The sequence below is a fragment of the Sphingomonas sp. genome (assembly GCF_003248515.1).
Taxonomy (GTDB): Bacteria; Pseudomonadota; Alphaproteobacteria; order Sphingomonadales; family Sphingomonadaceae; genus Sphingomonas_I.
On sequence record NZ_QFOB01000001.1, the window covers coordinates 290,858 to 314,516 of the forward strand.

The window sequence follows — 23,659 nt, forward strand, 5'->3', positions numbered from 1 at the left end:
CAGTAGCGACCAGCTTCACACCATGGTCCTCGCCTCGCTGGACGATGACCAGGCCGTTGAAACGGTTTCGATTCCGCTGGTCGGAAAATCCAGCATCGCCGATTACATGGTCGTCGCCTCCGGCCGGTCGAGCCGCCAGGTCGGCTCCATGGCTGCCAAGCTGGTCGACAAGATCAAGGCGATGACCGGGCGCAGCCCCCGCGTGGAAGGCATGCCCACCGCCGATTGGGTGCTGATCGATGCAGGCGACGTGATCGTCCATCTCTTCCGTCCCGAAGTCCGCAGCTTCTACAATCTGGAGCGCATGTGGGCATTTGGCGACGCGCCCGGCCGGCCGACCGAATCGGGCCTGGGCGCCGCCTGATCCCGATCCAGCCCGGCGTGCTGCTCCATATCGTCGCCCGCGGGCGGATAGGCCGGGGGCCGGAAGCGGAGCTGGTCTCCCGCTATCTCGATCGTGTCGCCTGGCCCACCAGGGTGACCGAACTGCCCGATCGTGGCGGCCGGGTGCCGCCGCCCGCCACATCTTCCGTCACCATCATGCTGGATGAAAAGGGCGCGGCGCTCGGCTCCGTCGCCTTCGCCGGGCGACTCGGGCGCTGGCGCGATGACGGCGTGCGCGAGGCGCGCTTCCTGATCGGCGCCGCCGACGGCTTCGACGACGAGGCCCGCAGGCAGGCTGATCTGCTCATCAGCTTCGGCGCGATGACCTGGCCGCATATGATGGCCCGCGCGATGCTGGCCGAACAGCTCTGGCGCGCGACGAGTATCATCGCCGGCCATCCCTATCATCGCGAGGGATGAAGGCGTTGCTCTCCGTTCTGCTGCTGACCACCGCGTCGGCGGCCATCCCGGCCAAGGAGGACGGGACCGCCGGCGCGCTGCGGCGGACACAGGAGGAGCAGGCACGCTCCGAACGGCGCGCCGCCTCGCTGGCGAGCCAGCACGATCGCAGCGCCGCCGCCGTCGCCCGTGCCGATCAGCAGGCCACCGAACTGGCCCGGCAACTGGGCGAGGCCGAGGCTGCGCTGCGCGCCGCGCGCGATCGGGTGATCGCCGCCAACGCCGCCGAAAAGGCACAGGCGGCGCGCATCGCCGAAACCCGCGCGCCGATCGCCGGCATGACGGCCGCGCTGGCGCGCGTGGCGCGGCGCCCGCCTGCACTCGCGCTCGTCAGCGGCGCGAGCCTTAAGGAGGCCGCGCATCTGAGCCTGCTGATCCGGCACATGCGCGAGCGGATCGCTGCGCAGAATGCCGCGCTGGCCGAGGAACTGGAGAGGCGCACGGCCCTGCGCGACGAAAGCGCCCGCGCGCTGGCGGATCTGGCAGCTTCGCGCCGCCTGCTCGAACAGCGCCGTCTGCTGCTCGCCCGATCGCGCCTCGATCTGGTCGAGCGGCGCACCGTGCTCGCGGAGGCGGCGGAGGCGGAGCGCGAACGGCTGCGCGGCCTGGCGGAGGAGAGCGCGGCGCTGGGATCGGCGCTGGGTGATGAGCGGCGCGATCATGAAGCCGCCCAAAGGCTGGCCGCCCTGCCCGGCCCGCTGTTGCGCCCCGACGCGCCCGGCACCGGCCCGGCCCGGCCGGGAGGCGGCCTCTATCGATTGCCGGCCTTCGGCCGCGTCGTCGCCGGCACGGATGAGCGCGATGCAGATGGCGTGCGGTCCCGCGGGCTCACGCTCGCGACGGAAAGCGGCCTGCCGGTGCCCGCTCCGGCCGCGGGTCATGTCCTCTATGCAGGCACGTTCCGGAATTACGGCGATATCGTCATCATCGATCATGGCCATGGCTGGACGAGCCTCGTCGCCGGCCTCTCGCGCACCTCGACCGAGCTGGGCGCGGATCTCTTCCAGGGCGCCTCGATCGGCCGTTCGGGGCGCAGGCTGCTGATCGAATTGCGCCATGCGGGGCGGCCGGTGGATATCGTCGCGATGGCGGATGCGCTCCGGCCCTGAAGATAAATCGCGGGCTCCCCTGTTCCGTCCCTCTGTTTCCCGCCTTCCATAAAGGCGCTAGAAAGGTTGGATGTTCGAGAAGGATGGCGATGCGTAAATCCCTGCTGCTGAAAAGCGCCGGCCTCGTCGCGGCGATGGCGCTGATCCCCGCCTTCACCGCCAGTACGGCGGCAAGCGATGTCGAGACCTACAAGGAGCTCGACCAGTTCATGTCGATCTTCGAGCGGGTGAAGGCCGAATATGTCGACAAGGTGGACGACAAGACGCTGATCAAGGGCGCCATAGACGGCATGCTCTCCAGCCTCGATCCGCACAGCTCCTATCTCGATGCGCGCGACTTCAAGAACATGAAGACGACTACCGAGGGCAATTATGGCGGCGTCGGCCTGACCGTGCAGGGCGAGGACGGCGTGATCAAGGTCGTCACGCCCACCGAGGATACGCCCGCCTATCGCGCCGGCATCAAGAGCGGCGACTATATCACCCATGTCGACGGCAAGCTGATCTATGGCGAGCAGCTGGACGATGCGGTCGACAAGATGAAGGGCCCGCCGGGATCCGACGTACGCCTCACCATCGTCCGCCCCGGCCGGGACAAGCCCTTCGACGTGACGCTCAAGCGCGAGCTGATCGAGATCAAGGCGGTGAAGTGGGAGGTGAAGGGTGATGTCGGCATCATCAACATCAACAGCTTCTCCAAGGTGACGGGGCCGGGCGTGCGCTCGGCGATTGTCTCGATCGACAAGGCGCTCGGCCATCGCCCGCTCGGCTATGTCGTCGATCTGCGCTCCAATCCCGGCGGCCTCCTCGATCAGGCGATCGAGGTTTCGGACAGCTTCCTCGATCATGGCGAGATCGTCTCGCAGCGCGGCCGCGAGAAGACCGACATCCAGCGTTATTATGCAAGGCCGGGCGACGACGCGCATGGCCTGCCCGTGGTGGTGCTGGTGGATCCGGGCACGGCATCGGCGGCGGAAATCGTCGCCGGCGCGCTACAGGATCACAAGCGCGCGCTGATCCTCGGCGAACGCAGCTTCGGCAAGGGATCGGTGCAGACGGTGATGCCGCTGACCGACGATACGGCGCTGCGCCTGACGATCGCGCGTTATTACACCCCTTCGGGCCGCTCCGTGCAGGAAGGCGGGATCGATCCTGACATCATCGTGCCGCAGCTGACCGATGCGGATCGCCGCGGGCGGCCGCGGATGCGCGAATCGGATCTGCGCCATCACCTGATCAACGAGGTGAAGGCCGACGACAAATTGCTGGAGGATGACGGCAAGCCCGATCCCCGCTTCGGCGCCACGGCGGAACAGCTGAAGAAGGAGAATATCACCGACTTCCAGCTGGATTATGCGATCAAGACGATCGCCCGCCTCGGCACGCCCACCGTGCAGACGGCGATGGCGGGCGCGGCGCCGCAGCCGGGCGCGGCCAAGACCCGCGCGCGCTGATGGCCGCATCCCGGCAGGGCATGCTCGCGCCGGCGCGCGCGCTGGCGCTTGCCGTGCCGGCGCTGCTGCTGGCCGGCGCATGGGGCTTCCAGCTGATCGGCGGCTATCCGCCGTGCGAAATGTGCCACTGGCAGCGATGGGCCCATTATACGGCGCTCCCGCTGGCGATTCTCGCGTTCGTAATGCGCGGCGTGCCCGGCGTTTCGCGCGCCTTCACGCTGCTGGCGGGCCTCGCCATCCTGGCATCGGGCGCGATCGGTGTGTTTCATGCGGGCGTGGAATATCATTGGTGGTCCGGTTTCACGCGCTGCACCAGCGTCTCGCTGGGCGGGGGTGATCCATTGAAGGCGCTGCTCGCCGCACCACTCATCCGCTGCGACGCCGCCGCCTGGAGCCTGTTCGGCATCAGCATGGCCGGCTTCAATGCGCTCTTCTCCCTGGCCGGCGGCATCGCCATATGGGCTCTATGTCTGACGCGCCCGGCCCGCTGATTCCGCCCTCCCGCCGCGAACGCGAATCGATGATTCGCGTCGATCAGGCGGGGGAATATGGCGCGACGCGCATCTATGCGGGCCAGCTCGCCATTCTCGGCGATCGCCATCCCGCGTCACGCGCGATCGCCCGCATGGCGGCGCAGGAGGCCAATCATCTCGCCCGCTTCAACGCTCTGATGACGGAGCGGGGCGTGCGGCCCACCCTCCTCGCCCCGTTCTGGCACGTCGCCGGCCACGCGCTGGGCGCGGCGACCGCGCTGATCTCACCCGAGGCGGCGATGGCCTGCACTGCCGCGATCGAGACGGAGATCGACCATCATTACGAGGATCAGCGCCGCAAGCTCGGCAGCAACGATCCCGAACTCGGCGCCATGATCGAGGAATTCCAGGCCGAGGAGGTGGAGCATCGCGATACGGCGCTGGCCGCCGGCGCGGAGCGCGCGCCCGCCTATCCCGTCCTGTCGGCCGCGATCAGGCTGGGCTGCCGCGCCGCCATCGCTCTTTCGAAACGGATATGAGGATGATCTCGCGCGTTTCGCCTCTCTCGATCAGGAAAGCCCGAACCATGTCGAAGCCGCTTCTGTTCGCCGCCGCAACGGCTGCCCTCTTCGGAGGATTCGGCATCGCAGCACCCGCCGCCGCCCAGGCGAGCGAGAGGGTGCTCGTCGTCTATGGCAAGGATCCCTGCCCGACCACGAAGGCGGGCGAGGAAGTGGTGGTCTGCGCGCGCAAGCCCGAAAGCGATCGCTATCGTATTCCGGAAGAGCTGCGCACGACCAATCCGGGGCCGAATGATCGCTGGACCGATCGCGCCAAGAGCCTGGAATATGCCGGCGCGGGCGGCACATCGAGCTGCACGGCCACGGGCGCCGGCGGCTGGACGGGCTGCTGGTCCAAGCTGATGAACCAGGCCCGATCGGAACGGAAGGCGCAGGCCGAGCAGACGCGCTCGCCGACCGATTCGGAACCGACCGGCGACACCGGCATCCGCGCGATCGTGAAGGGGCAGCAGTGATGCGCGGGGCGGCCTCCCTGCTGGCGGGCATGCTGATCCTGCTCGCGCCGGCCGCTTCCGCGAAGGTGACCGAGGGCGCACCGCCGACGCGCATTTCCACATTGGTCGTCTATGGCGACGATCCCTGCCCGAAAAGTTCGGATGACGAGATCGTCGTGTGCGCACGGCAGCCCGAGAGCGATCGCTACCGGATTCCGCCCAAGCTGCGGAAACAGGACTATAATGCCGCGCGTGACGGAAGCTGGGCCGGCACCGCGCAGGTGCTGGAAAATGTGAACCAGCAGGGCATTCCGAACAGCTGCAACCCGATCGGCAGCTTCGGCCAGACGGGCTGCTTCCAGAAATTCCTGCAGGAAAATGCGCGGCTGAGATCCACCGCCGCGCCATGAACGCGCGACAATGCCAGACTCAGGTTGACAGAATCGGGACGATCACTTAGCTGCGCCGCTTCTCGCGCGGGGTGCGCCCTCCGTGGCCATTTGGCGCGCGATCCAGATTTGAAAGAAGATGAGGCCCATGTTCGCAATCGTGCGCACGGGCGGCAAGCAATATCGCGTCGCCGCCGGAGACAAGATCGTCGTCGAGAAGCTCGAGGGTGAGGCCGGCGCTGCCGTGTCCCTCTCCGACGTTCTGCTGGCGGGCGAAGGTGGCGATCTCAAGTCGGTCGAGGGCCTCGTGGTCTCGGCCGAGATCGTGGCGCAGGGCCGCGGCGAGAAGGTGATCGTCTTCAAGAAGCGTCGCCGCCACAATTATCGCCGCCGCAACGGCCACCGCCAGTATCACACGATCCTGAAGATCACCGCGATCGGCGACCAGAAGGCGCCGGCCAAGACCAAGGCTGCCAAGGCGGAAACGCCGGCCGCCGCCGAAGCGTAAGGAGCAGCTGAGCCATGGCACATAAGAAGGCAGGCGGTTCGTCCCGCAACGGTCGCGATTCGGCAGGCCGCCGTCTCGGCGTGAAGAAGTTCGGCGGTCAGGAAGTGATCGGCGGCAACATCATCATCCGCCAGCGCGGCACGAAGGTGTATCCCGGCGTGAACGTCGGCATGGGCAAGGATCATACCTTGTTCGCGATGGCCGAAGGCCGCGTGTCGTTTCATGACGGCAAGCTTGGCCGCAAGTACGTATCCGTGATCACCGCGATCGCGGCCGAATAATCGGACGAACGTGAAAACGGGTCGTCCCAAGGGCGACCCGAAAGTCCGCTGCGGCGGACGATCAGGGAGACGGGTCGCCCCGGCTCCCTTTTTTCGTATCTCCCTGACACGCTCTGAAACGCCGTTGTCGCTCGCGCGTAATGCACGGGCGATAACAAGAGGGCAGGGAGAGTAACCCATGTTTGCCATAACAGAACGCCTGCTGCTCCGGCCGGGCTGGATTGAGGATGCCCCCGCCTTGAGCCGGGCGATCGGGGACCATGCGGTCATCCGGAACCTGGCGCGCGCGCCGTGGCCCTATGCGCTCGGCGATGCCGAGCAGTTCCTGTCGCTACCCCAGCAGCAGGATCGACCCCGCATGCTGATCTTCCGCCGGGAGGGCGGCACACCCGAACTGATCGGCGGGATCGGCATCCACGATGGCGTGAACGGCACGCCGGAGCTGGGCTACTGGCTGGCCCGGGCCCATTGGGCGCGGGGCTATGCCACGGAGGCCGGCCGGGCGCTCGTCGCCATCTGCGACGAGACGCTGCGCCTGCCGCACCTGATCGCCAGCCACGCGCTGGACAATCCCGCCTCGGGCGCCGTGCTGCGCAAGCTCGGCTTCCGGCCGACCGGCGAGATCGGCCGGCTGCACAGCCTGGGCAGGCGCGGCGAGATGGACGTGAAGGGCTTCATCCGCCCCCGTTTCGCACGGGGCGAGGCCGTATCGGACCAAGCGGAGAATGCGCCGCTCGCGGCGTGATTTTCTCCATCGCGTGATCGTGCCCCGCGCGGGCGGGAGCACCGGGCCGCCGGGCGACACATAGGCGGCCCTGGGCTCCGGCTTCCGCCGGGGCACCGATCGTTTGCATGCGGCGCCCCTCTCCGGGTGACGTCCCGCCCCTAAGGCGCTAAGCGGCGCGCATGCATTTTCTGGATCAGGCCAAGATCTTCATCCGCTCCGGCGCCGGCGGCCCCGGCGCCGTGTCGTTCCGGCGCGAGAAGTTCATCGAATATGGCGGCCCCGACGGGGGCAATGGCGGCAAGGGCGGCGACGTGATCTTCGAGGCCGTCCCCGGCCTGAACACGCTGATCGACTTCCGCTATACCCAGCATTTCCGCGCGCCGCGCGGCCATGGCGGCGCGGGATCGAATCGTACGGGCGCCGGCGGCGACGATCTCGTCATCCAGGTTCCGGTCGGCACGCAGATCCTCTCCGAAGACAAGGAGGACGTGCTCGCGGATTTCACCAAGGCCGGCGAAAAGCGCGTCTTCCTGCGCGGCGGCGATGGCGGGCGCGGCAATGCCAGCTACAAGACATCCACCAACCGCGCCCCGCGCCAGCACGGCCCCGGCTGGCCGAGCGAGGAAATGTGGGTATGGCTGCGGCTGAAGCTGCTGGCCGATGCCGGGCTCGTCGGCCTGCCCAATGCCGGCAAGTCCACCTTCATCAACGCCGTCACCAATGCGCAGGCGAAGGTGGGGGCCTATGCCTTCACCACGACACGCCCGCAGCTGGGCGTCGTCCGCCATCGCAATCGCGAATTCGTGGTTGCCGACATTCCGGGGCTGATCGAGGGCGCGGCCGAAGGCGCCGGCATCGGCGATCGCTTTCTTGGCCATATCGAGCGCTGCCGCGTGCTGCTGCATCTGGTGGACGCCAATGACGAGGACGTGGCCGAAAGCTACCGCATCGTGCGTGACGAGCTGGATGCCTATGGCGCGGGGCTGGTCGACAAGCCGGTCGTCGTCGTCCTCAACAAGATCGACACGCTCGACGACGAACTGATCGAGGCGCTCACGACCGAGCTGGAGCAGGCCAGCGGCGCGCCCGTCATCCCGATGTCCGGAGCGGCCGGCACGGGGCTCGACTGGGTTCTGGACAGGTTGCTCGAGGAAATCGGATCCGACCATGATTCGGTCGACGAGGACGATAAGGGCGAGGATGCGATCGAGTGGTCGCCGCTCTGATCTCCGACCGTCTCTCGCCTGCCAACTGCCCCCGGCTGATCGTCAAGATCGGCTCGGCCCTGCTCGTGGACAAGGCCGGCCACATCCGGCGTGAATGGCTGGAAACCGTGGTGGCCGATGTCGCCGCGCGCCGTAAGGCGGGGCAGCAGGTGGCGATCGTCTCGTCCGGCGCGATCGCCCTGGGCGCGCGCGTGCTGGGCCTGCCCAAGGGGGGGAGGGTCAGCCTGGAGGATGCGCAGGCGGCGGCGGCGACCGGCCAGATCGGCCTCTCCTCCGCCTGGGCGCAATTGCTCCACGAAAAGGGCCTCGTCGCGGCGCAGATGCTGGTGACACTGGATGATCTGGAGGACAGGCGGCGCTATCTGAACGCCGCCGCGACTCTGGATCGCCTGCTCGCGCTGGGCGTGGTGCCCGTCATCAACGAGAATGATTCGGTCGCCACCACCGAAATCCGCTTCGGCGACAATGATCGCCTCGCCGCGCGCGTGGGCCAGGCGGCGGCGGCGCAGGGCGTGATCCTGCTTTCGGACATAGACGGCCTCTATACGGCCAATCCCGGCGTCGATCCGAACGCGACGCTGGTGCCGGAGGTGCGCGTCGTCGATGCCCGCATCCGCGCCATGGCGGATGGCGGCTCCGCATCCGGCATGGGATCGGGCGGCATGATCTCCAAGCTGGAGGCGGCACGGATCGCGCAGGGATCGGGCGCGCATCTCGCGATCGTGTCCGGCCGCGTCGATCACCCCCTCGCCCGCTTCGCCGACACGGGCATCGGCACGCTCTTCTGGGGCGGGGCCGGCAAGCGCGGGCGCAAGGCCTGGCTGGCCGGGCGACTCACGGCGCGTGGACGGATCATTGTGGATGCGGGCGCGGCGAAGGCGTTGCGCGACGGTCGCAGCCTGCTCGCGGCCGGTGCGACAGGCGTGGAAGGCGCGTTCGCGCGCGGCGACGTCGTCGAGATCGTCGATGCGGACGGCCATCTGCTGGCGCGCGGTCTTGCCGAATATGATGCGATCGACGCGGCCCGGATCATCGGCCGGCGGAGCGACGCCCATGCCGATCTGCTTGGTTATGCGCCGCGTTCCTCGATGGTCCATCGCGATCATCTGGTGCTGGTGTGAGCCTGATCGCCGTCACGGGCGGCACCGGGTTCGTCGGATCCCACCTCATCGATCTGGCACTGGCGCGCGGCCACCGGCTGCGCGCGCTCACGCGGCGCCCCCAGCCGGCGCGCGAGGGCATCGTCTGGGTCGAAGGCGCGCTCGACCGTCCGGAAAGCCTCGGCGCCCTGGTCGAGGGCTGCGATTCGGTGATCCACGTGGCGGGAATCATCAACGGCAGCGACGAGGATTTTCGGCGCGGCAACGTGCTGGGGACCGAGGCGATGATCGATGCCGCCACCCGCGCGGGGATCCGCCGTTTCATCCACGTCTCCTCCCTGGCCGCGCGCGAACCCGGCCTGTCCGCTTATGGCCGTTCCAAGGCGGAATCCGAGGAGAGCGTGATCGCATCGGGCGGCGACTGGACGATCATCCGTCCGCCCGCCGTTTATGGCCCCGGCGATCGGGAGATCCTCGAACTGTTCCGGCTGGCCCGCTCGGGCGTGGTGCCGCTGCCGCCGGGCGGCAGTCTTTCGGTCATCGCCGTCTCCGATCTCTGCCGCCTGCTGCTCGACTGCGTGGACGCGCACGCCAGCATCACGCACCTCTACGAGCCCGATGATGGCCATCAGGGCGGCTGGAGCCATGTGGAATTCGCCCGGATGATCGGCCGCGCGATCGGCCGCCGCGTGCTGCCCCTGTCGGTGCCGGCGCGGATATTGCGCTGGGTGGCGGCGGCGGATGGCCGGATCCGTGGATCCGGCGCCAAGCTGACGCCCGATCGCGTCGCCTATTTCTGCCATCCGGACTGGACGATCTCACCAGCCCGGCGGCCTCCGGAAGGGCTCTGGCGCCCGCAGTTGGATACGGCACAAGGCCTTGCGGAGACGGCCGCGTGGTACAAGGCGGCGGGCTGGCTCTAGCCCGCGGCGTCAGGGCGTCGCCCCGCTTTCGGCCCCATGCGCCTCACACATAATGGGCGATGAAGGTAAGCAGACTGGCCGTGAGCCCGACCAGGAAGACGCGATAGGCATAGCCCAGCAGCCGGTATTTCTTGCCCGCGAGCACCTTGCCATTCTGGTAGATGTCCGTCGCCATCGTGCGGAAGATGGATTCGTCCGTCTCCATCGCGATCAGCATCCGCCGGACATATTCTTCCTGATCCAGCTGGGTGAAGGAACCAAAGAAGAGCAGGTTCAGCGTGCCGCCCGGCCGCGCCCTGATCGCGGGCAGCAGCGCCAGCATCGTCAGCACGGCGGAAAGGAAGGCGAATCCGCCCAGCACCAGCAGGGCCGCGGGCGGGGGCGTGCCTGCCTTGGCCTGCCCGATCGTGATCGTGAAGATCACGAAGGTGGCGGCCATCAGGATCGACGCCTTCTGATCCGCCATCTGGCTGAGTGCATAATGCGCCTGCTGCGTCGTGCGGATCAGGTGAATGGCGTTTGCCGGGCTGGCCGGCGGCTTCGGCTCTCTCTCTTCGGTCATCCGGCGGTTCGGCCCTGTTGGCTTGCGTCACATCGCCGCCGCATTCGCTTGGCAAGCGGACCCGTCATTCCTAAAGGATCCCGATGAGCGAGCGCGACGACATATTCGCCCAGATTGCAGAGCAGATCGAGCCTTTCAACAAGAAGCGCGTAGCGCTGACGGAAGGGACCACGTTTGCGGGCGATCTGGAGTGGGACAGCCTCACCGTGATGGATTTCGTGGCCGCGATCGAGGACGAATTCGACATCCTCATCACGATGAACATGCAGGCGGAAATCGAGACGGTGGGCCAGCTCGCCGATGCGGTCCAGAAACTGAAGGCAGACAAGTGACCGATTCGGTAGAAACGCCCGACGCGATCGCCACCAGCGATCGCGTCGCCCCCGGCGGCCGCGATCTGATGGCCAAATTCCGGCCCCTGATCGAGGAGCGGGAGGCGCTGCTCGCAACCGGTGTGCGCGATCCCTTCTCGATCGTCATGACCCAGGTGACTTCGCCGACAGAGGCCGTCATCCAGGGGCGCAAGACGATCCTGCTCGGCACCTACAATTATATGGGCATGACGTTCGATCCCGATGTCGTCGCCGCCGGCAAGAAGGCGCTCGACGAATATGGCGCGGGCACGACCGGCAGCCGTGTCCTCAACGGCACCTATCAGGGCCACAAGGAATGCGAGGACGCCCTCAAGGAATTTTACGGGACCGATCACGCGATCGTCTTCTCGACCGGCTATCAGGCCAATCTCGGCATCATCTCCACGATCGCAGGCAAGGGGGATTACATCATCCTCGACGCCGACAGCCATGCCTCCATCTATGACGGCTGCTGGCTGGGCAATGCCGAGATCGTGCGCTTCCGCCACAATAGCGTGGAGGATCTCGACAAGCGGCTGGGCCGCCTGCCGGCCGATGCGGGCAAGCTCGTCGTGCTCGAAGGCGTCTATTCGATGTTCGGAGACGTGGCGCCGCTGCCGGAAATGGTGGCCGTCGCCAAGAAGCATGGCGCGATGATCCTGTGCGACGAAGCGCACGGCATGGGCTTTTTCGGGCCGAACGGGCGCGGCGTCTATGAGGAAATGGGCGTCGAGGACGATATCGATTTCGTCGTCGGCACCTTTTCGAAGTCGGTCGGCACGGTCGGCGGCTTCTGCGTCTCCAACCATCCCGATTTCGAGGTGCTGCGCCTCGTCTGCCGGCCTTATGTGTTCACAGCCTCGCTCCCGCCGTCGGTGGTGGCGACCGCCGCTACGTCGATCCGCAAGCTGATGCATGCATCGGACAAGCGCGCGCACCTGTGGAAGAACAGCCGGCGCCTGCATGCCGGCCTGCGCCAGCTGGGCTTCAGTATCGCCACCGAAACGGCGCAGTCCGCCATCATCGCCGTGGTGCTGCCCGATCAGGAGACCGCCGTGGCGCTGTGGCAGGCGCTGCTGGAAGGTGGGCTCTACGTGAATCTCGCGCGGCCGCCGGCGACGCCGGCCGGCACTTATCTGCTCCGTTGCTCGCTTTGTGCGGAACATACGGATTCGCAGGTGGGCGAAATTCTGGATATCTTCGCCGCCGCCGGCCGCGCGATCGGGCATATCGCCTGATCTTCTGGTCTTCGCCCGGCCGGCGGAGCGCGTAAGGACGACGGAATGGCCGAAGGCGGTGATTTCGCGAGAGCCGATGCGGGGCCGCTGCGCGCGCGCATCCTGGCGGGGCTGTTCACGTTGCTGGCCGCCCTGCTGCTCGCGGCGCTCATCATCCTCGTCCAGCGATCGACCGAGGAGCGGGATGCCGCCCAGGCGCGCCGGCAGCACAGCTTCAACGTCATCCTGCTGACCGGCGAGGTGGATGGCGCAATGGCGCGCGCGGAGGCCGCGCTCGGCCGGGCGATCATCAACACCGATCGCGAGAAGGGCACCCTCTTCTACGACGAATGGCAGACGGCCGGCACGAAGCTTTCCCGGCTGCGATCGCTGATGCGCGACGATCCGCCGCAGCTCGCCCGGCTGGATGCGCTGCAGGCGCTCTACGACAAGCGCGGGGACGAACTGCGCGACGCGGCGACGCGCCTCAACTACAAGCAGAACAGCGCCGCCCTTTCCATCTTCGGCCATGCGGGACGATCGGACGACGTGCTGGATATCGCGCTGCTGCTGCGCCAGATCATCGACAGCGAGCGCGTGCTGCTGGATGAGCGCGACAGCCAGGCCCTCGCCTCTTCCTATCGATCCAATCTGATGACCAAGATGATGTCGGCCGTTGGCGCGGTGCTGATGCTCTCCGCCATCGCCGCCGGCTGGATGCTGGTGACCGCGCTCAACGAACGGCGCATCGCCAATGAGGAAACGCTGGCGGAGCTGGATCGCGCCATGGCGCTGGAACGCGCCGTCGCGCAGCGCACCGAGGAACTGAGCACCGCCAACCGCAGGCTGCTGGCGGAGGCGGCGACCCGCGAGGAGGCGGAGGCCAAGCTGCGGCAGGTCCAGAAGATGGAGGCCGTGGGCCAGCTGACCGGCGGCATCGCGCACGATTTCAACAATATGCTGGCGGTGGTGATTGGCGGGCTGGAGCTTGCCCGCAAGCGCGTGACCGAGCAGGCGGCGGAAGCCTCGCGCCATATCGAGAGCGCGATGGACGGTGCCACGCGCGCCGCGACGCTCACCCGCCGCCTGCTGACCTTCGCGCGCGCCGAGCCGCTGATGCCGCAGGCGATCGACGCTGGACGCCTGATCCACGGCATGCAGGATCTGATCGATCGCACGATCGGCGAACGGATCGAGGTGCGGATGGCGGCCGAGCCCAAGCTGTGGCCGGTCTGGATCGATCCCTTCCAGCTGGAAAACGCGATCCTGAACCTGTGCGTAAACGCGCGTGACGCAATGGGCGGCGCTGGCATCCTCGACATGAGCGCCACGAACGAAAGACTGGCCGATGGCGCGATCGGCGTGCTCGGCAAGGGCGATTATGTCCGCATCGCCGTGACGGATAATGGCAAGGGGATGAGCCAGGCGGTGCTGGATCGCGTGTTCGAGCCCTTCTTCACGACCAAGCCGGTGGGCGAGGGAACCGGCCTGGGCCTGAGCCAGATCTTCGGCTTCGCGCGCCAATCGGGCGGCGACGTGATCCTGCGGAGCCGCGAGGGCGAAGGCACCACCGTTTCACTCTATCTGCCGCGCCACAAAGGAGAATTGGCGGCCGCCGAGCCCGCCGCGGACGCGCCCGTGATCGTGTCGCAGCCGACGGCGCGGGAAACGATCCTGGTGGTGGAGGACGATATCCGCGTGCGCTCCGCCACGGGCGAGGCGCTGGCGGAACTCGGCTACGAGCCCCTGCTGTGCGACAGCGGCGACGAGGCGATCGTCCTGCTGGGTGCGCGCGACGATATCCGCCTGATGATTACCGACGTGCTGATGCCGGGCATGACCGGCCCCGAACTGGTAAGCGCCGTGCGCCCGCGCCATCCCGATCTCGCGGTGCTGTTCGTCACCGGCTATGTCGGTGAGGCGGGCGAGGCGGAAAGCTTCGCCGGCCATGACGTTCTGCGTAAACCTTATACGCTGGCGGGCCTCTCCTCTGCGGTTTCCACGGCCCTGCTCTCGTCAGAGAAGCTCGCGAGCGTCTGACGCGCGCCGGTGCGCCGGGCGGCCGGCAAGCCATGTTTCGGCCACCGCCCGATCATCGCCCAATATCTGTAGTGCGAACAGCTTTTCGGCGAGCGTGCAGCCCGCCGTCCGCCGCGCGAGCAGCGGCGTCGCCGCCGGATCGAGCAGCACGAAATCGGCTTCCTGCCCCGGCGCCAGCCCACCCACCCGATCGGCGATGGAAAGCGCCGCCGCGCCCGCGCCCGTCGCCAGCCACAAAGCGCGGAACGGATCGAGGCTCGCGCCGCGCATCTGGCAGACCTTGTAGGCCTCTCCCAGCGTGTGGAGGATCGAGAAGCTGGTGCCCGCGCCCACATCCGTGCCCATGCCGACGCACACGCCATGCGCATCGGCCCGGGCGAGATCGAACAGGCCCGAGCCCAGAAAGAGATTCGACGTGGGGCAGAAGGCGATTGCCGAGCCTGCGGAGGCAAGGCGCGCCATCGCGCCATCATCCAGATGGATGCCATGCGCGAAGACCGAACGGGAGCCCACCAGCCCGGCGCGGGCATAGACATCCAGATAGTCCGCCGCCTCGGGAAAGGCTTCGCCCACGGCGGCGATTTCGCCGAGATTCTCGGAAAGATGCGTATGGAGCAGGGCATCGGGATGCGCCGCCAGCAGATCGCCCGCGCTCGCCAGCTGCGCGGGCGTGGAGGTGAGCGCGAAGCGCGGCGTGACGGCATAGCCCAGCCGCCCCCGTCCGCGCCATCGCCCGATCAGCGCCTCGCTTTCGGCCCGCCCGCTTTCGGCCGTGTCGCACAGGGCGGCCGGCGCCTGCCGGTCCATCAGCGTCTTGCCCGAGATGATCCGCATGTCGCGATCCAGCGCCGCTTCGAACAGCGCATCCACCGACTGGGCATGGACGGTCGCGAAGACGAGCGCGCTGGTCGTGCCGTTGCGCAGCAGCTCATCGAGGAAGAAGGCGGCGATCGCATCCGCATGCGCGCGATCGACGAAAGCCTGTTCGGCCGGGAAGATGTGCCGTTCCAGCCAGTCCAGCAATTGCAGGCCATGCGCGGCGATCCGCTCGGTCTGCGGATAATGGACATGGCAATCGATGAAGCCCGGCACCAGCAGCAGCCCGCGCCGATCCTCGATCGGCAAGGTCGGGTGGCGATCGATCAGGGCATCATGCCCGCCGAAGCCGGCGACGATGCCATCCTCGATCACGATCAGGCCATCGGCATGATGCACGATCGCCTCCGCGCCCGCCGTGGCTGGATCGGCGCGGACGGCGAGCAGCTCGGCGCGGACGCCCCAGGCGCTCATGGCGCGCATTCCAGCAGCAGTTGCGCGGCGATGGCGGTCGCGATCACGGCAGGCTCCTTGCCGGCGATGCCGGGCAGCCCGACGGGGCAGACCAGGCGGGTGACATCCAGCCCTTCCGCCTCCAGCCGGGAGACGAAGCGCGCGCGCTTGGTGCGCGATCCGATCAACCCGATATAGCGCGCCGTGCCGGCGAGCGCGCTGCGGGCGAGGCGATAATCCAGCGCATGATCGTGCGTCATGATGAGGATCGCGCCATGCCCCTGCAATTCGGCGACGCATTGCTCGATATCGGTCTCCGCGCAGAGCGTGACGCCCGGCGTGTCGGCATAATCGGGGCGCGTATCATACCAGCCGACCAGATAGGGCAGGCCTTCCAGCACGCGCGCCACCGCGCGGCCGACATGGCCCGCGCCGAACAGCATAAGCGGGGTGCGCGGCATATCCGATGGTGAAAGCCAGCGCTCGCCCTGCTGCGGCCTGGCGCCGCGCGCGGCGGGAAGCGGCGCATCGCCCGGCTCACGCCGTACGCGATCCTGCCCGAAGACGAGCACATCTCCCTCCGGCAGCGGCCCATCCATCCGCTCGATCAGCAGGCGCACACGCCCCCCGCAACATTGGCCGAGCAGGGGGCCGAGCGGATAATCCTGCACCCGCCAGGCACCATCCGGATAAGCGAGGAGCAGGCGCGCCTGCTCGATCGCGCGATATTCCAGATTGCCGCCTCCGATCGTGCCCTCCACGCTATCCACCGTCACGGTCATCGCCGTGCCGGCACCGCGCGGCGCCGATCCCTCGGTGGCGAGCACGGTGATCCGGGCGGTGGCGTGGGTTCTGAGCAGTTCCGTCACGGGCGGGCGGGCCGCGCGCGCAATTCGCCGATCGCGCGCAGGATCCGCTCCGGCGTGGCGGGCGCGTCGAGCGCGGGCAGCCCCTTGCCCGGCGCGGCGGCCGCCACCGCGCGGGTGAGAGCCGAAAAGACCGAGATGGGCAGCATCAGCGGCGGCTCCCCCACCGCCTTCGATCGATGGACGGTGGGCTCCACGTTGCGCCCATCCCACAAGGCGATCTCCATGCGCTTCGGCCGATCGCTCGCCGTGGGGATCTTGTAGGTGGATGGCGCGTGGGTGCGCAGGCGCCCGGCCTCGTCGAACACCAGTTCCTCGCTGGTGAGCCAGCCCATCCCCTGGATAAAGCCACCCTCGATCTGGCCATGATCGATCGCCGGATTCAGGCTGCGGCCGACATCGTGGAGGATATCGACGGCCAGCACCTTGTGCTCGCCGGTCAGCGTATCGATCGCGACTTCGGAGACGGAGGCGCCATAAGCGAAATAATAGAAGGGCCGGCCACTGTGCGTGGCGCGATCGTAGAAGATTTCCGGCGTCGCGTAGAAGCCGGTCGCCGCGAGCGAGATGCGCGCGAGATGCGCCTGCCGGCACAGTTCGGAAAAGGGCACCAGCACATCGCCCGCGCGAACACCTTCGGCGCTGAAGCGCACGGCATCGGGCGCGCAGCCGTGAAGTTCGCCCGCCAGCACCGCCAGCCGATCACGGATCGTCTCGGCCGCGCGCTGGGCGGCCATGCCATTCAGGTCCGCGCCCGAGGAGGCGGCGGTGGCCGATGTATTGGGAACCTTGGCCGTTGTGGTCGCCGTGATCCGCACCAGATCCACGCCCACGCCGAACACGTCGGCCACCACCTGCGCCACCTTGATATAGAGGCCCTGCCCCATTTCGGTGCCGCCATGATTCAGCTGGATCGAGCCATCCGAATAGACGAGCACCAGCGCGCCCGCCTGATTGAGATGCGTGGTCGTGAAGCTGATGCCGAACTTCACGGGCGTGAGCGCGATGCCCTTCTTGATGATGCGATGGGTGGCGTTCCATTCCTCCACCGCCGCCGCGCGCGCGGCATAATCGGAGGACGCCGCCAGCGCCTCGATCAGCTCCGGCGCGATATTGTCCGCCACCTGCATGTGATAGGGCGTGACATCGCGGCCCGATCCGTCCCCCGGCGATCCATAGAGATTGATCCGGCGTACGGCGAGCGGATCGAGCCCGGTCGCATCCGCGATCGCATCCATCACCCGCTCGATCGCGACCATGCCCTGCGGGCCGCCAAAGCCCCGAAAGGCGGTATTCGAAACCGTATTGGTCTTCAGCCTGTGGCTGACGATCTCGACCACGGGCAGATAATAGCAATTGTCGGCATGGAACATCGCCCGATCGTTGATCGAGCGGCTCAGATCGTCGGTCGCGCCGCAGCGGGAGGCAAGCTCGAGGCGAATGCCCTCGATCCGGCCCCGATCATCGAAGCCCACATCATAATCGGCGGTGAAATCATGACGCTTGCCGGTCATCACCATATCGTCATCACGATCGACACGGAATTTGGCGGGGCGGCCGGTCTTGCTCGCGACGAGCGCGCAGGCGGCGGCGAAAAGCGATGCCTGGCTTTCCTTGCCACCGAACGCGCCCCCCATGCGGCGCACCTCCACAGTCACATCCGCATGCGGAATATGCAGCAATTTGGAGACGATATGCTGGATCTCGCTTGGATGCTGGGTGGAAGAGAGGATGTGGATCGTCCCCCCCTCGCCCGGCGTGGCGATCGCGATATGGCCTTCGAGATAGAAATGGTCCTGCCCGCCAATCTCGATGCTGCCGGAGAGCCTATACTGCGCAGTATCGAGTGCAGCATGAGCGTCCCCGCGCCCCATATGCTGCGCGCCCTCGAGGGCCGAACCGGCCGCGCGCGCCGCAGCAATCGTGACCAGCGGGAGCTGCGTCTCATAATCGACCTTCGCCAGCCTGGCGGCCCGCCGCGCGGCGACCGCGCTGGTCGCGGCGACGACGAACAAAGCCTGCCCGACGCAATAGGCATCCTCCTCGGCGAAGAGCTTGTCATCGTCGAAGATGGGGCCGACGCTGTTCTTGCCCGGTATGTCGTCGCGGCCGAAGACCGCCACCACGCCCGGCGCGGCGCGGACGGCCGACAGATCCATGGCCAGGATCCGCGCCCGCGCCTGCGCGCTCTGCCCGAAGGCGAGGTGCAGCAGATTGGCTGGCTCCGGCTGATCGTCCACATAGAGCGCGGCACCCGCGACATGGGCGGCGGCGCTGTCATGGGGCAGCGGCTGGCGGACCGCGCGCGGGCGGGGCGGATCGCGCTCAGCCATCGGCCAGCGCCAGCACGGAGACGGGCTCGTCACCGGCACTTTCCGCCCAGAGGCGGCGGACCAGATTCTGCGCGACGAGCAGACGATATTCCGAGGAGCCGCGCATGTCGCTGAGCGGCGCATAATCCTCCGCGAGCGCGAGCGCGGCGGCTTCGGCCGCGGCCTCGCTCCAGGCCTTCCCGACGAGCGCCGCCTCGCACGCCGATGCGCGCCTGGGTGTCGCCGCCATGCCGCCGAACGCGATGCGTGCGGAGCGGACGATGCCCTCCTCGATCTCAAGGCCGAAGGCACCGCAGACGGCGGAAATGTCGCTGTCGAACCGCTTCGACAGTTTGACGACGCGATAGAAAGACGGGGCCGGTGGCACGCGCACGGCCAGCACGAATTCACCGGGGCGCCGATCCTGCCTGCCATAAGCGAGGAAATAATCCTCCAGCGGCAACTCGCGCGTTTCGCTGCCCCGGCGCAGCACGAGCGTGGCGCCCAGCGCGATCAGCGCCGGTGGCCCGTCCCCGATCGGCGAGCCATTGGCGATATTGCCGCCGATCGTGCCCGAATTGCGGACCTGCAAGCCGCCGATGCGGCGGACGAGTTCGCCCAGATCGGGATGGATTTCGGCGAGCAGGGGATGCGCGCTCGCATAGGTGACGCCGGCCGCGAAGGTCCAGGAACCATCGTCATGCGGCGTGCTCAGGTTGAAATCCCGCACGTCGCCGACCCAGACGACCTCGTCGAGGATGCGGTGCTGCTTCGTCACCCACAGGCCGACATCGGTGGCGCCCGCCACGATGCGCGCGTCGGGATGGTCCAGCAGATGATCGGCCAGCTGATCGATCGTGCGCGGCGCGAACCAGCTGCGCGTGCGGCCGGCGAGCGGATCGGAGAAGGTAAAGGCCAGCGGTTCCTCGCGCTGGATCGCCGCCAGCGCCTCGACCATCGCATGGTCATGCCAGCCTTGCGGCGGCACCGCCTCGCCGCTGGCAAGGATCGGGCCATAGCCGGTACAGCGGCAGAGATTGCCCGCGATCACGTCCGCCACCGGAAGTTCGCAGCCGCTGGCACCGATGCTGCGACCGTGGAGCGACATGACGAAGCCGGGTGTGCAGAAGCCGCATTGCGATCCGTGCCGCGCGATCATCTCGCGCTGGATCGGCGCCCGCCCGCTCAGGCTTTCCACCGTCATCAGCGCGCGGCCGTCGATCATGCCCATGAACAGGATGCAGGCATTGACCGCGCGCCAGCCGATCGCATTCCGCCCTTCGGCAAGCGTGCCCACCAGCACGGTGCAGGCGCCGCAATCCCCCTCGGCACAGCCTTCCTTCGTGCCAGTGCGGCACAGGCGGTAACGGAGGAAATCGAGCAGCGTGAGGGTCGGATCGATCGGCCCGGTCTCGATCACCTCACCGTCGAGAAGGAAACGCACGCTCACCTCAGCTGCCCCGATAGGTGGAATAGCCGAAGGGGGAGACGAGCAGCGGCACATGATAATGCGCGCCTTCGTCAGCGAGGCCGAAATCGATGCGGACGCGATCGAGGAAGGGAGGCTCGGGGAGCACGATGCCCCTCGCCCGGAAATAATCCGCCACCGCGAAATGCAGGGTATAGCGCCCGGCCGGGAAGCCCAGACCTTTCAGCGCGGGGCAGCGGCCGTCACCGTCCGTCGCCCCTTCGAACAGCATTTCCCCGTCCCGTTCGAGCACGAGCGCCACCCCGGCCGCCGGGCAGCCATGTGTGGTATCCAGCACATGCGTCGAAAGGCTCACGCGCGTGCCTCCTCGGCGGAGAGGTCCTGCACGAATTCCAGCTCCGCATAGGCATGATAATCGCCCAAAATCTGTTCCCGGTCATCCAGGAAGATCTGGCGTGCTATGCCTTCCACAAGACGCGGCACCGCGTATTTGAGGCCGGAAAGCGCGGCGGCCGACAGGCCCAGGCTGATGAGCGCCGAATAATTGAACGCGAACAGGCCATGGACGCGCGCCTCCGCCGCCACATCGCGCCCCATCATCTCGAATCCCGGCCCCAGATAGGGATGGGCATCGATCAGCGGATTGGCGAGATCGGCCGGCGCATCATAACGATCCGCCCAGCGCAGAATGTCGTCCGCCACATCGGCCAGTTCGGGCCGCAGCTTCACGTCCGTGAGCAGCCCGGTCGAGAGGATCAGGAAATCGAAGGGGTAGGCGCCCCTGGGCGTCTCGACGACGACGCCCTCCCCTTCCTCGCGCACGCTTTCCCACGGCTCGCCCAGATGCAGCGTGAAGCCGGGATAGGCGGCAGCGCGGCCGAACGTATCGTTGGTGGGCGGCTGGTTCCGCCGCAGGAAGCTTTCCATCACCGCATATTTGCCGGCATCGTCGAGCCCGGTGAAACGGCCCACGAGCCCGGATGCCTCCATGAAGCGGATCGGATTGACGCGCGGCATCTCGGCGCGGCGCAGGAAGACATGCACTTCCGCCACACCCTCCGAAAGGGCGTGCTGCGCATTGTCGAAGGCGGACGCGCCGCCGCCGAGGATGCCGATACGGGCGCCGCGCAACGCGGCGAAATCGATCGGCTCGGAAGTGTGCGCATAGCGCGAGGCGGGCAGGCTGGCGCGGATGAAACCCGGCACATGCCATTCGCCGCCGCCCTGGATGCCGGTGGCGAGCACCACCTTGCGCGCGAGAAGAATGCCGCCTTCCGGCGCGCCGGCGCCTGTGACGTGCAGGCGATGCACCCCGCCCTCCAGCGGCTCGACGCGGACGAGCTTCGTCTCGTTGCGCACCGGCAGATCGAGCACGCCACGATACCAGCGCAGATAGGCCATCCAGTCGCGCCGGGGGATCTTGTCGATCTCCTCCCACGCCGCCTTGCCGGCCCGGGCCTCCCAATAAGCGCGGAAGGTGAGGCTCGGCACGCCCAGATCGATCGAGGTGATCGTCTTCGGCGTGCGCAGCGTGATCATCCGCGCATAGGTATCCCATGGGCCTTCATAGCCCGCCGGATTCTCGTCGATGACGAGGATGTTCGAAATCCGCTCCCGCATGAGGCCGAAGGCGGCGCCGAGGCCCGATTGTCCGCCCCCCACGATGACGACATCGTACACGCCATCGCGCGGCCGAACCCAGCTGGGCTTGCCATGATCGAGCGCGGCGAGATCGTCGCGGACGCGCTGTTCGAGATCGACGAGGCTCATGCCATCGCATCCTGCAGGCGGAGATGGACGATCTTGCCAATCTCGCCCAGCGCGGTGGCGATTTCCTCGGCCTCGCTATTGGCGAGCCTGGTCTCCATCGAGGCAAGGATGCCGGCCTTGTTCGTCAGCCTCACGCAGATGATGAAGGGAAAGCCGAAGCGATCCCGGTAGCGGCGGTTGAGATCATGGAAGAGATCGAACTCCTCCTGGCTGAGCCGATCGAGCCCGGCCGAAGCCTGCTCGGCATTGGAGGCCTCGGTCAGCGTCTTGTCGATCGCCGCCTTGCTCGCCAGCTCCGGATGGGCGCGCAGCAATTTGAGCTGGTCGACATGCGATGCCTCGGCGACGATCGCCGCCATCGCATCCTCCATCGCCACGATATGGGCGAAGGGGCGGCGCTTCTCGGCCTCGCGCACGATCCATGGCGAATGTTCGAACAGGAAGCCGAAGCGCGCGATGAAATCCGCCGCCGAAAGCGCGTTGATCGCCTCGATCGTCACGAATGGCTTCCTTCCATCGAGACATGGGCGGAAACCACCTTCCAGCCATCCGGAAAGCGCACCCACGTCTGGCTCTGGCGGCCGCGGCGCGGATCGCCCTCGCGGCGAAATTCGGCGTTCGTGATCGCGAGATCTGTATCGAAGGTCGCGATCTCGACTCGCTCCAGCGTGCGCTGCGGCGATCCGCCCCGCCCTTTGCGGAATTCGCGTATTTCGTCGATGCCGTAGAGCACCTCCCCCACGCCATAGCGCACGGTGGTATCGGCATGATGGAAGAGCGCGTCCATCGCCGGCACGTCATCCGCCATCAACGCCGCCTCATAGGCATCGAAAGCCTTGCGAACGGCGGCGACGGTATCGGGATCGTTGAAGATCATGCCGGGTGGAACTCCATCCAATGGCGGGCAATATCGATGCGGCGTGCGATCCAGGCGTCGCCACTGGCGATGACGTGATCGAGGAAGCGGGCCACGGCGGCGGCACGCGCGGGCTTGCCGGCGATGCGGCCGTGCAGCCCCACCGACATCATCCGGCCGCCCTCCGCGCGAAGCTGATCGAACGTATCGCGCAGATAGGCGAAGAACTGGTCGGGCGCGGTGAAGCCGTTGAGTGCCACGAACTTCATGTCGTTCACGTCCAGCGTGTAGGGCACGATCAGCTGCGGGCGCCCGGTCTCTCCGGCATGCTGCCGATCCCAATAGGGCAGGTCGTCCGCATAGCTGTCCGCATCATAGACGAAGCCGCCCTCTTCCGCGGCGAGACGGGCCGTGTTGGGCGAGGTGCGGCCCTGATACCAGCCGAGCGGGCGCTGGCCCGTCAGCCTTTCGTGCAGCGCGATCGCCTCGGCGATATGGGCGCGCTCCACCTCTTCCGGCACATATTGATAATCGATCCAGCGCAGGCCGTGGCTGGCGATTTCCCAATCGGCCGCGCGCATCGCCGCCACGGCCTCCGGATTCATCTCCATCGCCTTCGCGACGCCGAAGACGGTGACAGGCGCCTGCCGTTCGGTGAAGATGCGATGCAACCGCCAGAAGCCGGCGCGGCTGCCATATTCATAGAGGCTTTCCATCGCCATCGCCCGGGCGGGATGGCTGGCCGCGCCGACCATTTCGGACAGGAAGGCTTCCGAACCCCTATCGCCATTGAGGACGCTATTTTCCGCGCCCTCCTCATAATTGATGACGAACTGCACGGCGACGCGCGCGCCACCCGGCCAGCGCGGATCGGGCGGCGAGGCGCCATAGCCGGCGAGATTGCGCGTCATGCCCATAATCCGTTCGTGCCCCGCGA

27 protein-coding genes are annotated in these 23,659 nt (G+C 67.4%); 17 read left to right on the top strand and 10 right to left on the bottom strand.

The features are described 5' to 3' along the window. Positions 1–22: 22 nt before the first annotated feature. From rsfS to DI605_RS01495, 14 genes are all read left to right on the top strand, one after another. Positions 23–364: a ribosome silencing factor gene (rsfS, locus tag DI605_RS01430; protein WP_293968860.1), complete on the top strand. Its 342-nt coding sequence runs from the start codon at positions 23–25 to the stop codon at positions 362–364. A 17-nt stretch (positions 365–381) separates the two neighbouring features. Then, complete coding sequence (locus DI605_RS01435) at positions 382–804, top strand: 23S rRNA (pseudouridine(1915)-N(3))-methyltransferase RlmH (RefSeq protein ID WP_293968208.1); 423 nt, start codon at positions 382–384, stop codon at positions 802–804. Positions 805–809: 5 nt separating this feature from the next. After that, positions 810–1,952, top strand: a complete 1,143-nt coding sequence (locus DI605_RS01440) for a peptidoglycan DD-metalloendopeptidase family protein (protein ID WP_293968210.1) — start codon at positions 810–812, stop codon at positions 1,950–1,952. Positions 1,953–2,041: 89 nt separating this feature from the next. Further along, on the top strand, positions 2,042–3,406 hold the full coding sequence (locus DI605_RS01445) for a S41 family peptidase (protein ID WP_293968212.1): 1,365 nt from the start codon (positions 2,042–2,044) through the stop codon (positions 3,404–3,406). After that, complete coding sequence (locus DI605_RS01450) at positions 3,406–3,897, top strand: disulfide bond formation protein B (RefSeq protein ID WP_293968214.1); 492 nt, start codon at positions 3,406–3,408, stop codon at positions 3,895–3,897. The genes DI605_RS01445 and DI605_RS01450 overlap by 1 nt, the downstream gene beginning before the upstream one ends. Positions 3,898–3,926: 29 nt before the next feature. After that, the gene (locus DI605_RS01455; protein ID WP_293968216.1) at positions 3,927–4,418 is read left to right on the top strand and encodes a demethoxyubiquinone hydroxylase family protein; all 492 of its coding nucleotides are present in this window, start codon (positions 3,927–3,929) and stop codon (positions 4,416–4,418) included. Positions 4,419–4,465: 47 nt separating this feature from the next. Continuing rightward, complete coding sequence (locus tag DI605_RS01460) at positions 4,466–4,915, top strand: hypothetical protein (RefSeq protein ID WP_293968218.1); 450 nt, start codon at positions 4,466–4,468, stop codon at positions 4,913–4,915. Then, complete coding sequence (locus tag DI605_RS01465) at positions 4,915–5,304, top strand: hypothetical protein (RefSeq protein WP_293968220.1); 390 nt, start codon at positions 4,915–4,917, stop codon at positions 5,302–5,304. Before DI605_RS01460 ends, DI605_RS01465 begins: the two co-directional genes overlap by 1 nt. A 127-nt stretch (positions 5,305–5,431) precedes the next feature. Further along, complete coding sequence (gene rplU / locus DI605_RS01470) at positions 5,432–5,791, top strand: 50S ribosomal protein L21 (RefSeq protein WP_293968222.1); 360 nt, start codon at positions 5,432–5,434, stop codon at positions 5,789–5,791. Between the two features lie 14 nt (positions 5,792–5,805). Then, positions 5,806–6,072 (top strand): 50S ribosomal protein L27, encoded by a 267-nt coding sequence (rpmA, locus tag DI605_RS01475; RefSeq protein ID WP_293968224.1) that lies wholly within the window; start codon positions 5,806–5,808, stop codon positions 6,070–6,072. Between the two features lie 178 nt (positions 6,073–6,250). Then, entirely contained in the window at positions 6,251–6,817 is a 567-nt protein-coding gene (locus DI605_RS01480) for a GNAT family N-acetyltransferase (protein ID WP_293968227.1), read from the top strand. A gap of 161 nt (positions 6,818–6,978) precedes the next feature. Then, complete coding sequence (gene obgE / locus DI605_RS01485; protein ID WP_293968230.1) at positions 6,979–8,025, top strand: GTPase ObgE; 1,047 nt, start codon at positions 6,979–6,981, stop codon at positions 8,023–8,025. Further along, the gene (gene proB, locus DI605_RS01490) at positions 8,010–9,146 is read left to right on the top strand and encodes a glutamate 5-kinase (protein ID WP_293968232.1); all 1,137 of its coding nucleotides are present in this window, start codon (positions 8,010–8,012) and stop codon (positions 9,144–9,146) included. The genes obgE and proB overlap by 16 nt, the downstream gene beginning before the upstream one ends. Further along, positions 9,143–10,048, top strand: coding sequence for an NAD(P)-dependent oxidoreductase (locus DI605_RS01495; RefSeq protein ID WP_293968234.1), 906 nt, complete (start codon positions 9,143–9,145; stop codon positions 10,046–10,048). Before proB ends, DI605_RS01495 begins: the two co-directional genes overlap by 4 nt. A 43-nt stretch (positions 10,049–10,091) precedes the next feature. On the opposite strand, the gene DI605_RS01500 is transcribed toward DI605_RS01495, so the two are convergent. After that, entirely contained in the window at positions 10,092–10,610 is a 519-nt protein-coding gene (locus tag DI605_RS01500) for a Pycsar system effector family protein (RefSeq protein ID WP_293968236.1), read from the bottom strand. Between the two features lie 83 nt (positions 10,611–10,693). Between DI605_RS01500 and DI605_RS01505 the strand changes: the two genes are divergently transcribed. The 3 genes from DI605_RS01505 to DI605_RS01515 all read left to right on the top strand — a co-directional run bounded on the left by DI605_RS01505 (position 10,694) and on the right by DI605_RS01515 (position 14,220). Next, positions 10,694–10,942, top strand: coding sequence for an acyl carrier protein (locus tag DI605_RS01505; protein WP_293968238.1), 249 nt, complete (start codon positions 10,694–10,696; stop codon positions 10,940–10,942). A 68-nt stretch (positions 10,943–11,010) separates the two neighbouring features. Continuing rightward, entirely contained in the window at positions 11,011–12,201 is a 1,191-nt protein-coding gene (locus DI605_RS01510) for an aminotransferase class I/II-fold pyridoxal phosphate-dependent enzyme (RefSeq protein ID WP_293968862.1), read from the top strand. 45 nt (positions 12,202–12,246) lie between these two features. Then, positions 12,247–14,220, top strand: a complete 1,974-nt coding sequence (locus DI605_RS01515) for an ATP-binding protein (protein ID WP_293968240.1) — start codon at positions 12,247–12,249, stop codon at positions 14,218–14,220. Here DI605_RS01515 and guaD read toward each other — a convergent pair. From guaD to puuE, 9 genes are read right to left on the bottom strand one after another with little or no spacing between them, the layout of a single operon-like run. Further along, positions 14,197–15,510, bottom strand: a complete 1,314-nt coding sequence (guaD, locus tag DI605_RS01520; RefSeq protein WP_293968242.1) for a guanine deaminase — start codon at positions 15,508–15,510, stop codon at positions 14,197–14,199. The two genes, DI605_RS01515 and guaD, sit on opposite strands and share 24 nt — an antisense overlap. Beyond that, a complete protein-coding gene (gene xdhC / locus DI605_RS01525; RefSeq protein WP_293968244.1) occupies positions 15,507–16,358 on the bottom strand; it encodes a xanthine dehydrogenase accessory protein XdhC in 852 nt (283 codons plus the stop codon). Before xdhC ends, guaD begins: the two co-directional genes overlap by 4 nt. Beyond that, positions 16,355–18,688, bottom strand: coding sequence for a xanthine dehydrogenase molybdopterin binding subunit (xdhB, locus tag DI605_RS01530; protein WP_293968246.1), 2,334 nt, complete (start codon positions 18,686–18,688; stop codon positions 16,355–16,357). The genes xdhC and xdhB overlap by 4 nt, the downstream gene beginning before the upstream one ends. Continuing rightward, entirely contained in the window at positions 18,681–20,117 is a 1,437-nt protein-coding gene (xdhA, locus tag DI605_RS01535) for a xanthine dehydrogenase small subunit (protein ID WP_293968249.1), read from the bottom strand. Before xdhA ends, xdhB begins: the two co-directional genes overlap by 8 nt. A 1-nt stretch (position 20,118) precedes the next feature. Further along, complete coding sequence (gene uraH, locus DI605_RS01540; RefSeq protein ID WP_293968251.1) at positions 20,119–20,451, bottom strand: hydroxyisourate hydrolase; 333 nt, start codon at positions 20,449–20,451, stop codon at positions 20,119–20,121. After that, positions 20,448–21,866 (bottom strand): NAD(P)/FAD-dependent oxidoreductase, encoded by a 1,419-nt coding sequence (locus DI605_RS01545; RefSeq protein WP_293968253.1) that lies wholly within the window; start codon positions 21,864–21,866, stop codon positions 20,448–20,450. The genes uraH and DI605_RS01545 overlap by 4 nt, the downstream gene beginning before the upstream one ends. Further along, positions 21,863–22,366, bottom strand: a complete 504-nt coding sequence (gene uraD / locus DI605_RS01550; protein ID WP_293968255.1) for a 2-oxo-4-hydroxy-4-carboxy-5-ureidoimidazoline decarboxylase — start codon at positions 22,364–22,366, stop codon at positions 21,863–21,865. Before uraD ends, DI605_RS01545 begins: the two co-directional genes overlap by 4 nt. Continuing rightward, on the bottom strand, positions 22,363–22,743 hold the full coding sequence (hpxZ, locus tag DI605_RS01555; protein ID WP_293968257.1) for an oxalurate catabolism protein HpxZ: 381 nt from the start codon (positions 22,741–22,743) through the stop codon (positions 22,363–22,365). Before hpxZ ends, uraD begins: the two co-directional genes overlap by 4 nt. Then, positions 22,740–23,633, bottom strand: coding sequence for an allantoinase PuuE (gene puuE / locus DI605_RS01560; RefSeq protein WP_293968260.1), 894 nt, complete (start codon positions 23,631–23,633; stop codon positions 22,740–22,742). Before puuE ends, hpxZ begins: the two co-directional genes overlap by 4 nt. Positions 23,634–23,659 lie beyond the last annotated feature (26 nt).